This window comes from Nocardia vinacea NBRC 16497 (assembly GCF_000308835.1).
GTDB classification, from domain to species: Bacteria; Actinomycetota; Actinomycetes; order Mycobacteriales; family Mycobacteriaceae; genus Nocardia; species Nocardia vinacea.
The window spans coordinates 23168-41426 of record NZ_BAGN01000208.1; the positions used below are offsets into that span (position 1 = coordinate 23168).

The 18259-nt window shown below is 66.2% G+C and carries 1 protein-coding gene (only partly in view); it reads right to left on the reverse strand.

Going from position 1 to position 18259, the window contains the following annotated elements:
- Positions 1–18259 carry the 3' portion of a non-ribosomal peptide synthetase gene (locus tag ON44_RS29185; RefSeq protein ID WP_040695739.1) on the reverse strand. The gene runs 7034 nt beyond the window's last position, so the window shows 18259 of its 25293 coding nt (coding positions 7035–25293); its start codon lies off the right edge, out of view — the gene reads right to left on this strand; it ends in the stop codon at positions 1–3.

An 18259-nucleotide genomic window follows, 5' to 3' on the forward strand; every position in this document is an offset into this window, starting at 1 on the left:
TCAGGCCCGGTCGGCGTGTGCCAAGACATTGGTCAGGACGTGGCCGATGCGGGCGAGGGCGGATTCGGAGGTCATGCGCCAGTGCGTGGCCTGGACGGCGTGGTTGTGCACGGTGCCGTCGACGGCGTCGGACCAACTGGCCGCGCCGGTAGCCCCGGTGGGGTCGTCGAGTGCGGCGGTGAAGTAGACGAGATCGCCCTTATAGGGCCGAGGGCGGTACCGGGTGATGAGCTCCAGGGAGTGCGTGCCCGCGTCGAGGAGCCGGCCGAGCCGATCGAATCCGAAGGATGCGAACGGTTCCGGAAGTTCGGCGATGCGCCGGGCGAGTCGGGTGCGATCGAGTTCGGTATCGGTGTCGTCGGCCTGTTCGCCGAGTAGCCCGCCGAGCAGATCGGCCACCGGTACCGTCGCCGTCTCGTCCACCGTGAGGTGCAGCGGACTGTCCATCATGGCCAGCAGCGCGACATGTTGACCCTGGTCCTCCAATTGGTTCGCGACGGCGTGTGCGAGTACACCGCCGAACGACCAGCCGAGCAGGTGGTAGGGTCCCTCGGGCTGTACCGCGCGGATTTCGCGGACGTAGCGTCCGGCCCAGTTCTCGATGGAATCCGGCAGCGCCGCCGCCGAATTCAGTACCGGGGACTGGATGCCGTAGATGCCGCGCTCCGGATCGATATGTGCGGCCAGACCCGCGAACGACCAGGCGACACCGCCGACCGGGTGGATGCAGAACAGCGGTTCGCGAGAACCTCCGGGGCGCAACGGCAATAGGACATCGAAGGCGGCTTGTGCGTCGACGCGGCCGCGGCCGCAGCGGTGCAGTTCCAGTTGGGTGATCAGGTCCGCGGGTGTCGGCGCGGCAAACAGCCATACCACCGGGATCTGCTCGGCGAGTGCGGTACTCAGCTGGGTTGCCAGTCGGGTGGCCAGCAGTGAATTGCCACCGCGTTCGAAGAAGTTGTCGTCCATGCCGATTCGCTCGACCTCCAGCGACTCGGCGAAGACGATGCAGACCAGCAGCTCCAACTCCGTTTCCGGAGCACGGAATTCTCGGGTGCCCAACTCGGGTTCGGGGAGTGCGGTCCTGTCGACTTTTCCGTTGGCGTTCAGCGGCACGGCGCTTAGTTGGATCAGCACGGTCGGAACCATGTAGCTCGGCAGGGTTTCGGCCAGTGCGGATTTCAGCGCGTTCGGATCGATCGGCGAGGTGGCGGTGAAATAGCCGACCAGCAGGTCACCGCGATGAGCGATGACGACGGCCTCGGCGACCGTCGGACGTGAGCGCAGCGCGTGCTCGATTTCGGCGAGTTCGATGCGGTAACCGCGCACCTTCACCTGGAAGTCACGGCGCTCCACGTATTCGAGGTTTCCGTCCGCATCCCAGCGGACCATATCGCCGGTTCGGTACATCCGGGTGCCGGGTGTACCGAATGGGTTGGCCACGAACCGTTCCGCGCTCAGGTCGGATCTGCCGTGATAGCCGCGGGCCAGCTGCGCGCCGCCCAGGTACAGCTCACCGGTCACGCCTGTCGGCACCGGGTGCAGCCGGTCGTCGAGTACATATACCTGGTTTCCGGATTCCGGCGTGCCGATGGGGACGACCGTCCGGCGGAGACCGGCGCCGGTGCGGAACCGGGTCACCGAGACGGCTGCCTCGGTGGGGCCGTACAGGTTATCGATCCTGGCGGCGGTGAGCGCGCCGATCCGGTCGACGGTCGCGGCGGGCAGTGCCTCGCCGATGACGAGCAGTCGCCGCAGTGATCTCGGCAGTCGCTGATCGCCGCTGACCTCGGCCAGCATGGCCAGCAGCGACGGCACCAGCGTCACCGTGGTGACCGAAGCGCGTCGGATCAGATCCAGCACCCTCGCCGGATCACGTTGTGCGCCTTGGGGTGCAAGTACCACTCGGGCACCGGTGCGCAGGGCCCACCAGAACTCCCAGACCGAGAGATCGAAGGCCGCCGAGGTCATCAGGAGCGTGGCGTCCTCCGGCTCGAGGGCGTATTCCGTTTGCAGCCAGTCCAATTGGTGTGTGACCGCCGCATGGGGGACGGCGACGCCCTTCGGGGTTCCGGTCGATCCCGAGGTGAAGATGACATAGGCGGTATGCGCGGCAGTCAGCGCGGACAGCCGCTCTTCAGCACGAATCGGACTGTTGTCGAGGACACCGGCCGCAACCGAGATATCCAGCACCACATCGTGATCCGCCACCGTCCCCGGCAGCATCGGCTGCTCGGCCGAGGTCAGCACCAAGGCCGGATCAGCGGCGGCGAGTACGCTCGCGGTCCGGTCCAGCGGGTGGGTCGGATCGAGCGGGATATACGCACCGCCCGCGGTCACCACCGCGTACATTGCGACCAAAAGGTCGACACTGCGTGGAATGGCCAGGGCCACCAGCGATTCCGGGCCGATGCCGCGACCGATGAGCGCGCGGGCGAGTCTGTTCACCCGCGAGGCGAACTGGCCGTAGGTGACCGTTACTTCGTCATCGACAATCGCCACCGCGTCGGGCGTCTCGGCGACCTGTGCCTCGAAGGCGGCGATGAGGGGGGCGGGAGTGAATTCGTGTTCGATCCGATTCCAGGACACCAGCATCCGGTCGCGTTCGGCGGTGTCGAGTAGCGCCAGATCTCCGACCGGCAGTAGCGCTTCGGCGCAGACCGCGGCCAGCAGGCGATGCAGTCGTCCGGCGAAACCGGCGACCGTGGCTTCGTCGAACAGCGCGGTGGCATAGGTGATCGATGCGGCCATACCTGCCGCATTCCCATCCGGGCCGTAGCGGTCGGTGACGACCAGATGCAGGTCGAATTGCGATACCTCGGAGTCGAAATCAACTGCGGTGGCGGTCAATCCATCCAGTGCGAATTTCGCTTCGGCCTGGTTGTGGAAGGAGAAGCCGACCTGGAACAGCGGATGCCGCGCAGTCGAGCGCTCCGGATTCAGCACCTCGACCAGCCGCTCGAACGGTACATCGGCATTGGCGAAGGCCGCGACATCCGCGGCGCGCACCCGATCCAGGAGTTCGGTGAAGCCGGTAGCCGCGTCCACCTGGGTACGGAGCACGAGCGTATTGACGAACATGCCGACCACATCGTCGAGTTCGGCCGCACCACGGCCCGCGACGGGAGTACCGACGGCGATATCGGCGGTGCCGGACAGGCGGGCCAACAGTACCGCGAAGGCGGCGTGCAGGACCATGAACAGTGTCGCTCCGGTGCTCCGGCCCAAATCCATCAATCTCGCCTGCATATCGGCGTCGATGGTGAAATCGACATGTCGCCCGCGGGTGGAGACGATGGCGGGTCGGGGGCGGTCGGTGGGGAGGGTGAGTTGTGCGGGCAGTCCGGTGAGGGTTTCGGTCCAGAAGCCAAGTTGCTGGGAGATCAGCGAATCCGGATCGCTTTCGCTGCCGAGCAGTTCCCGTTGCCAGCGGCTGTAATCCGCGTATTGCACCGGCAGCGGGGTCCATTCCGGCGGCATGCCGTGCTTACGCGCGGCGTAGGCGGTCATCACGTCACGTGCCAGCGGTACCAATGACGAGCCGTCCGCGGCGATGTGGTGCACGACCACGACCAGCACGTGCTCACTGAGGGCGGTCGCGCCTGCCACCGGACGGAATAGCCTGGTGCGCAACGGAACCGAGTCGCTGACATCGAATCCCCCACCGACGAAATCCGCGACCGCGGAGGTCAGATCGTCGACGGGCACCGGAATTGCGGCCAGCACCGGCGCTCCCGCATCGGCCATCGGCAAAACAACCTGTACCGCGCCGCTTTCGTGCTGCGGGTATACGGTGCGCAGAACTTCGTGGCGTTCGACCACGTCGATGATGGCCGCATTGAGTGCGGTGATATCGAGGTCACCGGTGAGTCGCACTGCCAGTGGGATGTTGTAGGCGGTGGACTGGCGGTCGAGGCGGTTGAGGAACCACATGCGCTGCTGTGCCAGCGAAAGCGGGATCGGACCGGTGCCGGTACGCCGGGTCAGTGCCGGACGAGCACGCATCGCAGTGGTGTCGAGAGCGGCGGCCAAGGCCGATACGGTCGAGTTCTCGAAGACAAGTCGCACGCCGACCGAGGTGTCCGATCGAGCGCCCAGTCGTGCGGCCAATTGTGTCGCGGTCAGCGAGTTTCCACCGATGGCGAAGAAGTCGTCATCGAGACCGACCGCTGCCAGGCCGAGCACCTCGGCGAAGACCTCGGCCACGATCCGCTCGGCGGCCGTCTCCGGTGCGCGGAAGGTCGCGGTGCGGAACTCGGGTGCGGGCAGTGCCTTGCGGTCCAGCTTGCCGACCGGGGTCAGCGGGATCTCGTCGAGGACCATGATGGCGGCGGGCACCATATAGGCGGCCAGCGATTGTGCGGCGAAGGCGGTGAGCTCCGCGGTGTCGATCGCTCGGTCCGCTACCACATACGCGACCAGCGAAACCGAACCAGCGGCGTCGGTGTGCCCGATCGTCACCGCGAATTCGACGCTCTCATGGGCCGAGAGCACCGCGTCGATCTCACCGAGTTCGATGCGCAGACCGCGCACCTTCACCTGATGGTCGGCACGTCCGACGTACTGGATAGCGCCGGATGCGATCCAGCGCACCAGATCACCTGTCCGGTACAGCCGCCCGCCCGCTGGACCGTAGGGATCGGCGACAAAACGATCGGCCGTAAGTCCCGGCCGCGCGTGATATCCGCGAGCCAGACCCGGCCCGCGCAAGTACAGTTCGCCGGTCACCCCATCCGGGACGGGTTGCAATCGAGTATCGAGCACCACCGCGGACATGCCGTGAATGGTGGTGCCCATATCGAATTCGCCGGGCCGCAGCGGTGCGCTGATATTGGTGATGATCGTGGTCTCGGTCGGACCGTAGGTGTTGTGGAACGCACGCCCAGTTCCCCAGCGTCGCACCAGATCGGGGCCGTACGATTCGCCGCCGACGGTCAGGTGGGTGAGTTCGGGGACTTCGTTGGGATCCATTGTGCGCAGCACCGCCGGGGTGATGAAGGCATGGGTCACCCGTTGATCCCGGACGAACGCGGTCAACTCCGAGCCGCCGTAGACAGTGGCGGGAGCGATCACCAGGGCGGCGGCAGCGGGCAGGACCAGCAAGAGCTCGAGCATGGCGGCGTCGAAACTGGGCGACGCCACGTGCAGGACGCGGGATGTCGCGGTGACCTGGTAGCGATCCCGCTGTGCACGCGCCACTCCCGCGAGGCCGCCGTGGGTGGCGAGTACGCCCTTCGGGGTGCCGGTCGACCCCGAGGTGTAGATCATCCACGCGGGATTGGCCACGCACACCGGACGGATCAGCTCATCGGGAGCAAGGGGCGCCGCGCTCGAATGCCGCATGCGGGCCGCCGTAGCCGGTGCGTCGAGTACCAGCCATTCGGTGGTGCCGGGCAGCGCCGGGCGGCATGCGGTGAGCGTAAGCCCCACGGCGGCACCGGAATCCGACAGCATGTGTGCGATTCGATCTGCCGGATACGTCGGGTCGACGGGGACGAAGGCCGCACCGGTCTTGGCCACCGCCCAGACCGCGAGCATGGATTCGGCGGAGCGCGGGATGGCCACGGCGACGAAGTCCTCGGCGCCGATGCCGTGGCCGATCAGCATTCTGGCCAGGCGGGACGAGTGCTCGTCCAGTGCACGATAGGTCAGCTCACGGTCGTCCGAAATCAGCGCGAGGGCATCGGGATTCATCGCGACGGCTGCGGCCATCAGTTCGGCGAGGGTATGCGGCGGCACCGGGTCATCGCCCCGCCTGGCCAGCAGTTCGGTGCGTTCGGCCGGAGTGAGCACATCGATGGTGCCGATCGGCGCGGACGGATTCGCGGCGAGTGCGCCGAGGACCCGACCGAACCGTCGGAGCAGTCCGGTGGCGGTCGCTGCGTCGAAAAGGTCTGTCGTGTAGTCGAGTTCGATTGCCAGGTTCCCCTCGGCGTCGAGTTTCGACGCGACGGTGAACTGGAGATCGAAGCGCGCCACCGGTTCATCGAATTCGACAGCCGCCAACTCCAGGCCCGGCAGTGTGAGTTCTTCCGTGCCGATATTCAGATAGCTCAGCGCCACGGTGAACAGCGGATGCTTGGATTGCGAGCGCTCGATGCCGAGTTCATCGACGACGCGCTCGAACGGCACGGTCGCATGGGCGAACGCGGCCAGATCGTTTGTTCTGGTCTCGTCGAGCAGATCGGTGAACGAACGCGCCGCGTCCGGATATGTGCGCAGCACCAGGGTGTTCACGAACATGCCGACCAGGTCGTCCAGCGCCGCCGCGCCGCGGCCCGCGACCGGGGTGCCGATGGCGATATCGCCGGATCCCGACAGCCGAGCCAGCAACACGGCAAGTGCGGCATGCACCACCATGAAGGGGGTTGCGTTGTGACGCGCGGCAAGTTCGTGGATGCGGGCGCCGACACCACCGCCGATGCGGGCGCGCACCGTGCCGCCACGCTTGGACGCGACAGCTGGGCGTGGCCGATCGGTGGGCAATGCCAGTTCTTCCGGCAGATCCCGCAGCGCTTCGGTCCAGTAGGTGAGTTGTTCGGCTGCAACCGAATCCAGCTCGACCGTCTGCCAGAGCGCGTAATCGGCGTACTGTGCGGCGAGTTCCGGCCAGACCGGGGTGCCGCCGACAACTCGGGACAGATAGGCCGACAACAGGTCTCGCAGCAGTGGGCCCATCGAATAGCCGTCCGCCGCGATGTGGTGCAGCACGGCGACGAGCACATGGCTGGTCGCGTGCTCCCGCAGCAGTATCGCGCGCACCGGCACCTCGGCGGTGATATCGAAGCCGGTGCCGAGGAAATCGGCGATGCGCCCGTCGACCGAGCCGGCGGTCTCGACGACGAGGGATACCGGTGCCGGTTCGGCGGGCAGGATCACCTGGTGTCCGATGCCGTTCGCATCGGCCGGGTATACCGTGCGCAGTGCCTCGTGGCGGGTGATCACATCCGTGAACGCGGCACACAGCGCAGCCTGGTCCAACTCGCCGCCGATGCGTACCGCGACCGGGATATTGTGGACGGCCGAGTCCGGGTCCAGCCGGTTGAGGAACCACATGCCGCGCTGTACCGGTGCGAGCGGAATGCGCTCGGGGCGTGGCCCGGCGATCAGTGGTACCACCTGGTCACGTGCTAGAGCGGCCAGGCGTGCCGCGAAGGCGTGCACGGTCGGTGCCTCGAACAGCAATCGCACGGGCACACGACCGAGCCGCTCGCCGAGCCGGGCCAGAACTCGGGTGGCGATGAGTGAGTTGCCGCCGAGATCGAAGAAGTTGTCGTCGGCACCGATCGGCGACCGCGCGAGTACGGACTCGAATGCCTCGGCCACCAACCGTTCGGCCGGGGTGACCGGCGCCCGGTAGGCGACGCCGTCGAATACCGGCTCCGGCAGCGCCTTTCGGGCCAACTTGCCAGAGATGTTGAGTGGGAAGGCGGCCAGTACAACGATCGTCGATGGGACCATATACGACGGCAACGCATCCACCGCGGCCGCCAGAACGGCCGCCCGCACATCTTGTGCATCACTCACCACGTAGCCGACGAGCCGGTCGCCGACCACCCCGGCTGCGGCCTGCGAAACACCGGGCACCGTCGCGAGTACGGCCTCGATCTCGCCGAGCTCGATGCGCTGGCCGCGGAACTTCACTTGGAAGTCGGTGCGGCCCAGGTATACGAGTTCCGGGGTGACGCCACTCGTGTCCCAGCGCACCAGGTCGCCGGTGCGGTACATGCGCTCGCCCGCCGGTCCGAATGGATTCGCTACGAACCGGTCCGCCGTCAGATCGGGCCTGCCGTGATAGCCGCGGGCGAGTTGAGTGCCTGCGAGATACAACTCCCCCGCGACCCCGGGCAGCGTCGGTCGTAGCCGGGAATCCAGCACGTACACGCGGCTGTTCCATTCCGGATTGCCGATCGGCATGACGGTGCGGTCGATTTCACCGGTGACGTCGCGGTAGGTGATGCTCACCGCGGCCTCGGTCGGGCCGTACAGGTTGTGCAGGCGCGCGGAACTCGCCGCGCCGAAGGTACGGACGGTCTCGGCGGGCAGTGCTTCGCCGATGACGAATACCGTGCGCAATGTGCCGAGATCGGCAGCGGTTTCGACATATCTCGCGAACTCGGTCAACATCGTTGGCACGAAATCGGTGACGGTCACGCCGTATTCGGTGATCACTTCGGCGAGGTAGCCGGGATCGCGGTGGCCATCCGGGGCGGCCAGCACCAGCGTCGCGCCGATGCGCAGCGGCAGGAAGTAGCCCCACAGTGAGACATCGAAGGTGGTCGCCGTCTTCTGCAGGTATACGTCTTCGGCGGTCAACTGGTACTCGGACTGCATCCACGTCATCTGGTTGACGATCGCGGCGTGGGAAACGCTGACGCCCTTGGGTTTTCCGGTCGAACCCGAAGTGAAGATCACGTAGGCAGGGTTCTGGGGGTGAATCGGCGCGGTCCGCTCGCTCGCCGCGATCGGGTCATCGGCATAGCCGTCCAGCGCAACGGTGTCGACACACACTGCCGCCCCGGCATATCCGAAATCCTGACGATCGCTCTCGGTGGTGAGCAGTGCAATAGGTGCGGCGGTGTCGATGATGTGCACGATGCGCTGGGCCGGATGATCCGGGTCGATCGGGACATAGGCGCCGCCCGCCTTGAGCACCGCGTATATGGCGACCACCAGATCGGTCGAACGCCGAATAGCCACTGCCACCAATGACTCCGGGCCGACGCCGGTCGCAATCAGATATCGCGCCAGTTGGTTGGTCCTGCCGTCCAGTTCGCCGTAGGTCATGGTGGTTTCGTCGAAGACCAAGGCAATATCGTCCGGTGTCGCGGCCGCCTGCTGCTCGAATTCGTCGAGCAGCATTTCCGCGACGAATGCGGTGTGCGCGGAGTCGTTCCATGCGGTCACAACTCGTTCCAGCTCACCGGTCTCGAACAGATCGATATCGCCGACCACCTGTTCCGGATGGTCGACCACCGCACCGAGCAGCCGGATGAAGCGAGCGCCGAACGTCGCGATGGTCGACTCGTCGAAGAGGTCGGTGGCGTAGGTGAAGCGAAGCGCGTCGTCGGCAACGGTCAATTGCAGATCGAATCGTGTGGTCTCGTAGTCGATCTCGTAGTCGGCGACGGTGACGCCCGCCAGCTCCACCGCTACGGGAGCGAGATTCTGGAAGAACAGCGCGACCTGGAACAGCGGATGCCGTGCCTCGGAGCGCGGCGAATCCAGCACCTCGACCAGCCGCTCGAACGGCACATCGGCATTGGCGAAGGCATCCAGGTCACCATCGCGGACCCGACGCAGTACGGCGGCGAAGGAGTCCGAGCCCGCCACCTCGGTGCGCAGCACCAGTGTGTTGACGAACATGCCGACGAGGTCGTCGAGGGCGGCGGCACCGCGGCCCGCGATCGGCGCGCCGATGGCGATGTCACCCATGCCGGACAGTCGCGCGAGCAAGGTGGCCAGCGCGGCATGGACGACCATGAACGGGCTGAGGTCGTATCGTCCGGCAATGGCGGCTATACCGTCGCGGATCGCGGCATCGAGCCCGATGATGGTGCTCGCGGCGGCGTGACTGGCAATGGCGGGACGTGGCCGATCCGAGGGCAGATCGAGCTGAGCGGGCAACCCGCCGAGTACGCGGCTCCAGTAGCGCAATTGCTGTGCGGCCACCGATTCCGGATCGCCCTCGACTCCGAGGATCTCGCGTTGCCAGAGGGCGTAATCCGCGTACTGCACACGCAGGTCCGTCCACATCGGTGCGGTGCCGGTGGCGCGTGCCACGTATGCGGTCGTGATATCGCGGGCCAGCGGGGCCATCGAGAAGCCGTCCGCCGCAATGTGATGCACCACGAGAGCGAGTAGGTGCTCGCGATCCGACAGGGTGGCCAAGCCGATGCGCAGCGGTACTTCAGTTGTGACATCGAAAGGTGTGGCAACCAGGTCCACCAGTGCCGACGGATCCAGCTCGACGATTTCGGGCACCTGCGTCGAATCCAGAATCCGCTGGTATCCGGTGCCATCGATATCCGGATATACGGTGCGCAGGGTTTCATGCCGGGCGACGACATCGGCCAGCGCGGCGGCGAGCGCATCGGTGTCGAGATCTCCGGTGAGGCGGATCGCGACCGGAATATTGTTCACCGTCTCGCCGGGATCGAATCGGTTGAGGAACCACATCCGCTGCTGTGCGGGCGAGAGCGGAATCAGGTCGGGGCGCTGGCGCGCGGTGAGCTTCGGACGACCGGCGGTACCGGCGAGGAGGGCGGCGCGGGCGGCTATTCCGGCAACGGTAGGTGCCTCGAACACCATCCGCGCGGGGACTTCGGCATCCAGCGCGGTACCCAGCCGGGCGGCCAACTGGGTCGCGATCAGTGAATTGCCGCCGAGTGCGAAGAAGTTGTCGTCGGCGCCGATTCGCTCGATGCCGAGCAGTTCGCCCATGATCTCGGCGACGGTCTGTTCGGTCTCGGTCGCGGGAGCTCGGTAGGTGGCGGTCTCGAATACGGGAGCGGGCAGCGCGGCGCGATCGAGCTTGCCGGAGGTATTGAGCGGGAGAGCATCGAGCACGACGAAGGCCGACGGCACCATATAGGCGGGCAGTGCGACGTCCAGTTCCGCGCGCACGTCGTCGATGTCGACTGCGGGGTCTGCCACCAGGTAGGCGACCAACTGATCGCCGAGCCGCTCGTCGCTACGCACCACGACGACGGCCTGATCGACAACATCCAGTGCGGTGAGCGCGGATTCGATCTCGCCGAGTTCGATGCGCAACCCGCGCAGCTTGACCTGGAAGTCGGTGCGGCCCAGGTACTCCAGCTCACCGTTCGCAGGCCCACCCGTCACCCGGCGACCCCCCATCGAATCGCTTCGCGATGCAGGGACCCATCTGACGAGGTCGCCGGTGCGATACATCCGCTCCCCCACGCCGCCATGGGGATTCGCGACGAAACGTTCAGCGGTCAGCGGCGCCCGACGTACATAGCCGAGCGCCAACTGCGCACCCGCGAGGTACAACTCACCGGGCACACCCACCGGCACCAGCCGCATCCGCGCATCCAGCACCAGCAATCGGGTGTTGAATACCGGCGTGCCGATCGGCACCGACTCCGCGTCGGCATCGGTCACCTCGTGGAAGGTGACATCGACCGCTGCCTCGGTCGGCCCGTACAGATTGTGCACGCGGGCACCGGTCAGCTCACGGGCCCGCTGCGCGGTCGGTGCGGGCAGCGCCTCACCTGAGGCGAACAGCGCGCGCAGCGTGACGCATTCGCGCGCACGTGGTTCCGCCAGGTATACCGCGAGCATCGAAGGCACGAAATGCGCGACGGTAATTCCTTCATCGCTGATCAACCGCGCAAGATAGGCCGGATCCCGATGACCGTCGGGCCGTGCGACCACCAGCCGCGCGCCGATCTGCAACGGCCAGAAGAACTCCCAGACCGAGACATCGAAGGTCGCCGGTGTCTTCTGCAATACCGCGTCGTCGGCATTGAGCCGGTACTCGGCCTGCATCCATGTCAGCCGGTTGACGATCGCGGCATGCGATACCGCGACGCCCTTCGGACGGCCGGTAGAGCCGGAGGTGAAGATTACGTATGCGGGGTGGTCCGGCAACAGCACGCCGAGCCGATCCATCGTGGTCAGCGGCGCGGGTGAATATCTCGTCAGCTCGAGACGATCGATCCGAACCTGGCGTGCCGCAACCGTTTCCAGATCAACACCCGCGGTCAGCACCCACACCGGGCGCGCTGTCTCGAGCACATATGCGATCCGGTCGGCCGGATGGTCGGGATCGAGCGGCAGGTACGCGCCACCCGCGACCGTGACCGCGTACATGCCGACCACCAAGTCGAGCGAGCGCCGCATGCCGAGCGCGACAACCGAATCCGGGCCTACGCCATGCGCGACGAGCCATCGCGCCAGCCGATGGACCCGGCCCGCGAACTCGGAATATGTCAGCGTCGCGTAGCGACTCGATGGGGGGTGGTGGTCGGGTGACGGGTGGGCCAGACTCCGCCCCTCGAACGTCACCGCGGCCGCGTCGGGTGTCCGCAGTACCTGTTCCTCGAACAGCGAAACCAGGGTCTGTGACCGGTTTATCGCGAACGAAGTGTCGTTCCATCGATTGAGCAGGGACAGCTCATTCCTGTCCAGTAGCTCGATATCGCCGACACGTACGGCGGAATCGGCGACCACCGCCTCGAGTATCCGCACGAAGCGGGCCGCGAACGATTCGACCGTCGCCCGGTCGAATAGATCCGTCGCGTAGCGCATGACGGCACGCAGCGCGGTACCGTCGCCCTCCGCGAGTTCCAGCGCGAGGTCGAACTGGGCGACCTGATTGTCGATGGGATACCCGGCGACCTCGAGTCCGGGTAGGCGCAACACCGTATCGTCACGGTGCTCGAAGGTGAGCAATGCCTGCACGATCGGTGAATGCGCTTGTGAACGAACCGGATTCAACTCATCGACCAGCCGCTCGAATGGCAGGTCGGCATGTGCGAAGGCCCGGACATCGGTGGCGCGCACCCGCCCGAGCAGTTCGGCGAAGGTCGCTCCGGCCGCCACCTCGGTGCGCAATACCAGGGTGTTGACGAACATGCCGACCAGATCGTCCAGCGCCGCCTCAGCCCGGCCCGCGACGGGGGTTCCGATAGCGATATCTTCCACGCGGGCCGAGCGGGCCAGCAATACCGCGTAGGCGGCGTGCACCACCATGAACGACGACACCCCATGGTTACGCGCCAGCTCCGCGATCGCGGCGGTCAGTTCCGAAGTGATGGCGAACTCGACCGCGGCACCGCGACCGGAGGCCAGGGCGGGACGCGGCCGATCGGCGGGCAATTCGAGCACCGGGGCGAGTCCGTCGAGTTCGGTGCGCCAATACGCGATCTGGCGCGCCAGTACGGAGTCCGGATCGTCGGCCGAGCCGAGCAGTTCGTGCTGCCACAGTGTGAAGTCCGCGTATTGGACCGGCAGCGGCTGCCACTGCGGTGCCGAACCTTCGGTGCGAGCGCTGTATGCCACCATCAGATCCCGCGCCAGCGGGGCGGTCGAGACACCGTCGGCGGCGATGTGGTGCACCACCACGACGAGCACATGATCGTCGGACGCGACCCGGAACAGCGTGGCACGCACTGGCATCCGGGTACGCAGATCGAACCCGACGCCCGCGAAGCCGACAACCGCCGCGGCGAGGTCGGCTTCGGTGATATCGACCGGCCGCAGCTCCAATTCGGTCGATCCGGTCACCACCTGCGCGGGACCGATGCTGTCCGCGGGGAACACGGTGCGCAGCGACTCGTGCCGGGCGACAACATCGCCCAGCGCGGCACGCAAGGCGGATTCGTCCAATGCACCGGTCAGGCGGATGGTGATCGGAATGTTGTAGACGGCCGATTCGGGATCGAGCCGGTTCAACAGCCACATCCGAGTTTGGGCCAGCGACAACGGAATACGCTCCGGACGATCCCGCGCCACCAGCGCAGGCCGCACGACATCGGCGTGCGTCACCCGCAGAGCCAATTCGGCCACGGTCGGTGCGCCGAAGATCTCGCGCACGGTCAACGCGCTGCCGAAGGCCGCGTTCGCTCGTGCCACGAGACGCATGGCCAATAGTGAATTGCCACCGCGCGCGAAGAAGTCGTCATCCGCGCCGATCCGCACACCACCGATCAGGTCGGCCATCAGCGCGGCCAGTACCGATTCGGTGCCTTCCTGCGGTGCGCGGAATTCCATTGCGGTACCAGCGACTTCGACTGCGGGAAGCGCCGCGCGATCGAGCTTGCCGACCGTGGTCAGCGGCATCTCGTCGAGCACAACCAAATGCGCGGGCACCATGTATGCGGGCAGCTGCGCACGCACCTGCGCGAGTACCGCGTCCGAGGACAGCTCCGCCCCACTGATATAGCCGACCAGGCAGTCGTAGCCGGAGGTGTCGCGCGTCGATATCACGGCCGCATTCGTCACGCCGGCCACCCCGGCCAGCGCCGACTCGATCTCCCCGAGTTCGATCCGTTGACCGCGCAACTTGATCTGGAAATCATTGCGGCCCAGATAGATCAGATCGCCGCCGCGATTCCAGCGCACCAGATCGCCGGTGCGGTACATCAGCTTCCCGGGCACACCGAACGGATCGGCCACGAAACGCTCGGCGGTCAGTCCGGCGCGGCCGTGGTAGCCGCGGGCCAGTTGGTGGCCTGCGAGATACAGCTCGCCCGTGACACCGACCGGGACCGGCCGCAACCGTGCGTCCAGCACATAGGCGCGGGTGTTCCAGCACGGACGGCCGATGGCGACATCGCGGCCGGAATCGGCGTCGGTGAATTCGTGATAGATCGCCGAGATCGCCGCCTCGGTCGGGCCGTAAGCGTTGTGCACCGCACCGTCGGCGTGTTCGCGAATTGCGGCGAGCAGGTCCGGGGTGAGCGCCTCACCGCCGCAGTGCAGATGGCGAAAGGAGCGCAGCGCATCACCCATGCCTTCACCGATGAGCGCCGCGAGTACCGATGGCACGTATTCGGCGATGGTGATGCCGTGTTCGCGCAGCAGTCCGGCGAAATACGCCAGGTCGAGGTGGCCGCTCGGACGGGCGATCACCAGTGGTGCACCGACCGCGATCGGCAGGAAACACTCCCACACCGAGACATCGAAGGTGAGCGGGGCACGTTGCAGAATGCGGTCGGCGGCGGTGACGCCGTAGCGGAATTCGAGCCAGCGCAGCTGGTTCATGATGGCGCGGTGGGTGACCGCGACGCCCTTCGGTCGTCCGGTCGAGCCGGACGTGAACAGCACGTACGCCGTATTGTCGCGGTGTAGTGGTGCTCTGGCGCTCAGCGCGGCGTCGAAACCGCTCAGGTCGGCGAGATCGACAACACGGACGTCATCGAGGTCAGGCAGTTTCGCGCCGCCGACGGCCAACACCAGGGCCGGTGCGGCACTGTCGATCACCTGCGCGATCCGGTCGGCCGGATGGGTCGGATCCAATGGCAGATAAGCACCGCCCGCGCGCACGATCGCGAATATGGCCACGAGCATGTCGACAGATCGCAGCGCGGCGAGTCCGACGATCGTCTCCGGACAGACACCTGCCGAAATGAGCCAATGCGCCAGGCGATTCACCTTGGTTTCGAGTTCCGCGTAGGTCACCGAGGTGTCCTCGAAGATCACCGCCACGGCATCGGGTGTCGCGGTCACGCGGGCTGTCAGCAGATCGTCGAGGGTCTCGGAAGGCAGTGACCGCGCGGTGGCATTGCGATCCGAAAGCAGCAGTCCGCGTTCGGCCACCGACATCAACTCGACATTGCCGACGAGGGTTCGCACGTCACGCACCATGGCGCGTACTACCCGCTCGAAACCTGCCAGGAACCCGTCAACGGTTGCCTTGTCGAAAAGATCCAGTGCGTAGTGCAGATGCACATCGATGCCGTCGGCCGCGCCGTCGGTGTCGTAGCGGTCGGTCAGCGTCCAGTCCAGATCCAGTTGGATCGGTGCGGGCCCGATATCGAGCGCGGCAATATTCAAACGGTGCAGTTGGAAGTCCGGCTTGGACTGGTTCTGCAATGTCATCGCCACCTGATACAGCGGCGCATGTGCCTGCGAGCGAACGGGATTCACCACATCGACGAGCTGCTCGAAGGGCACAGCGGCGTGATCGAAGGCCGCCAGATCGGCGGTGCGGACGGTGGCCAAGAGCTCACCGAGCGTGGTATCGGCGCGCACTTCGGTACGCAGTACCAACGTATTGACGAACATGCCGACGAGCTCATCCAGGGCTTCGTCACCGCGTCCCGCGACCGGCGTGCCGATGACGATGTCGTCGGTGGCGCTCAGACGGCTCAGTAGTACCGCGAGCGCGGCGTGCAGCACCATGAACGGGGTGACCCGATGGGCGGCCGCCACATCCTGGATGCCCTGGTGCAATACCCGGTCGAGCCGACCGGTAATGGCACCGCCTCGGTTCGAGGCGACCGCAGGGCGCGGCCGGTCCGTGGGCAGCGGCAATACCTCGGGAACGCCCGCGAGCCGACCGGTCCAGTACCGCAGTTGATGGGCCAGCAGCGAACCCCTGTCATCGGCCCGGCCCAGCGCAACGCGCTGCCAGATCGCGAAGTCCGCGTACTGCAGGGTGAGCGGACTCCACGACGGTGCGACGTCCGCGCAGCGGGCCACATACGCGGTAGCCAGATCCCTGGTCAGCGGTGCAAAAGACCAGCCGTCGGCGGCGATGTGGTGCACGACGAACAGCAGTACGTACACCTGTTGGCGGGACCTGCTGCCGGATTCGCCGTCGTCGATTCGCAGTAGCCGGACGCGCAGCGGAACTTCGGTCGTGACGTCGAATCCGGTCTGGGCGGCAGTGGCGATGAGTTCGGGTAACTCGGCTGGCGTCGCCGCACGAGCGACGAGTTCCACCAACTTGGTCCCGGCGGGCAGCACCACCTGCGTCGCGGCGCCATCGTGTTCGGGATAGATGGTGCGCAGTGTCTCGTGCTTGGCGATGACGTCGGCAATCGCACGTTCCAATGCAGGCACATTCAGCACACCCGTGAGGCGCAGCGCGAACGGGATGTTGTATCCGCCACTCGCGGAGTCGAATCGGTTCAGAAACCACATGCGCTGCTGGGCGATCGATAGCGGAATCGGCTCATTGCGATCCTGAACCGTCAACGGCGGCAAGGCCGGAGGTGCCGCGTCCTGTTCGAGGGTGATTCGACGCGCCAGCTCGCGCACTGTCGATGCGTCGAAGATGGTGCGCACGGGTACATCCGCGCCGGTCGCTTTGGACAGCCGGGCCGCGAGTTGCGTGGCGATGAGCGAATTGCCGCCAAGGGCGAAGAAATCGTCATCCGCACCGACCAGGTCGACACCGAGCAACGCGGTGAACGTTTCGGCGACAACGGTTTCCGCGAGATCGCTCGGCGCGCGGAATTCGACAGCCGCAAAAGCTGGCGCGGGCAATGCCTTTCGGTCCAGCTTGCCGGAGGCCGTGACGGGAAAGCCGTCGAGGACCACAAAGGCCGACGGAACCATATATGCGGGTAACCGCCGAGCGAGTTCGGCTCGAACACGGTCGGTATCGAGTTCACCGTCGGCCACCAGGTAGGCGACCAGTTGGTCGCCGTGGTCGTCGCGAACCAGGACGATGGCCTGCGCGATCCCGGCAACCGACAGCAACGCCGACTCGATCTCACCGAGTTCGATCCGCAGGCCGCGGACCTTCACCTGGAAGTCGGTGCGGCCGAGGAATTCCAGCACAGCCCGCTGATCGGCCGCTCGCCAGACGACCAGATCGCCGGTGCGATACATCCGGGTGCCGACCGGACCGAATGGATCGGCGACGAACCGCTCCCCGGTCAGATCGGCCCGGCCGAGATAGCCGCGGGCCAACTGTGTTCCGGCCAGATACAGCTCACCTGGCACACCGACAGGCACCTGCCGCAGCCGCGCATCGAGCACATACGCACGGGTATTCCAGATCGGCCCGCCCATCGGCAGCCGACCGCTATCGACATCGGTCACCTCGTATGCACTGACCTCGACCGCCGCTTCGGTGGGCCCGTACATGTTGTGCACCCGCGCGCCGGTAACCGCCCGTGCCCGCTGCGCGATTGTGACAGGTAGCGCCTCGCCTGAGCAGAACACGTGCCGCAGTGTGGGCACATCGATATCGTCCGCGACGAAGACAGCAAGCATGGACGGTACAAAGTGCGCGACCGTAATCGATTCGCGCCGAATCAGATCCGCCAGATACACCGGATCCTGATGACCATCCGGACGTGCCAAAACCAGCCGGGCACCGACCTGCAGCGGCCAGAAGAACTCCGGCACCGAAACGTCGAAGGTCACCGGCGTCTTCTGCAGCAGCGCATCGGTGCCATCGAGCGGGACATGCGCCGACTGCATCCACAGCAGCCGGTTCACGATGCCACGGTGGCTCATCGCAACACCCTTGGGCCGACCTGTGGAGCCCGATGTGAAGATGACGTAGGCGGTATTGGCGGCCCGCAGCGGCGCGCGCCGATCCGCATCGGTAACCGGCGCGGCCGAATACCTGGAAAGGTCGAGTCGATCGATACGGACCTGCGCGGCAGCGACACCCAGACCCATGCCCGAGGTCAGCACGCAGACCGGAGCGGCGGTATCGAGGATGTAGCCGGTGCGTTCGGCCGGATGATCCGGATCCAGCGGTACATAGCCGCCGCCCGCCGCGGTGATGGCATACATGCCCACCACGAGATCGATCGAGCGCCGCATA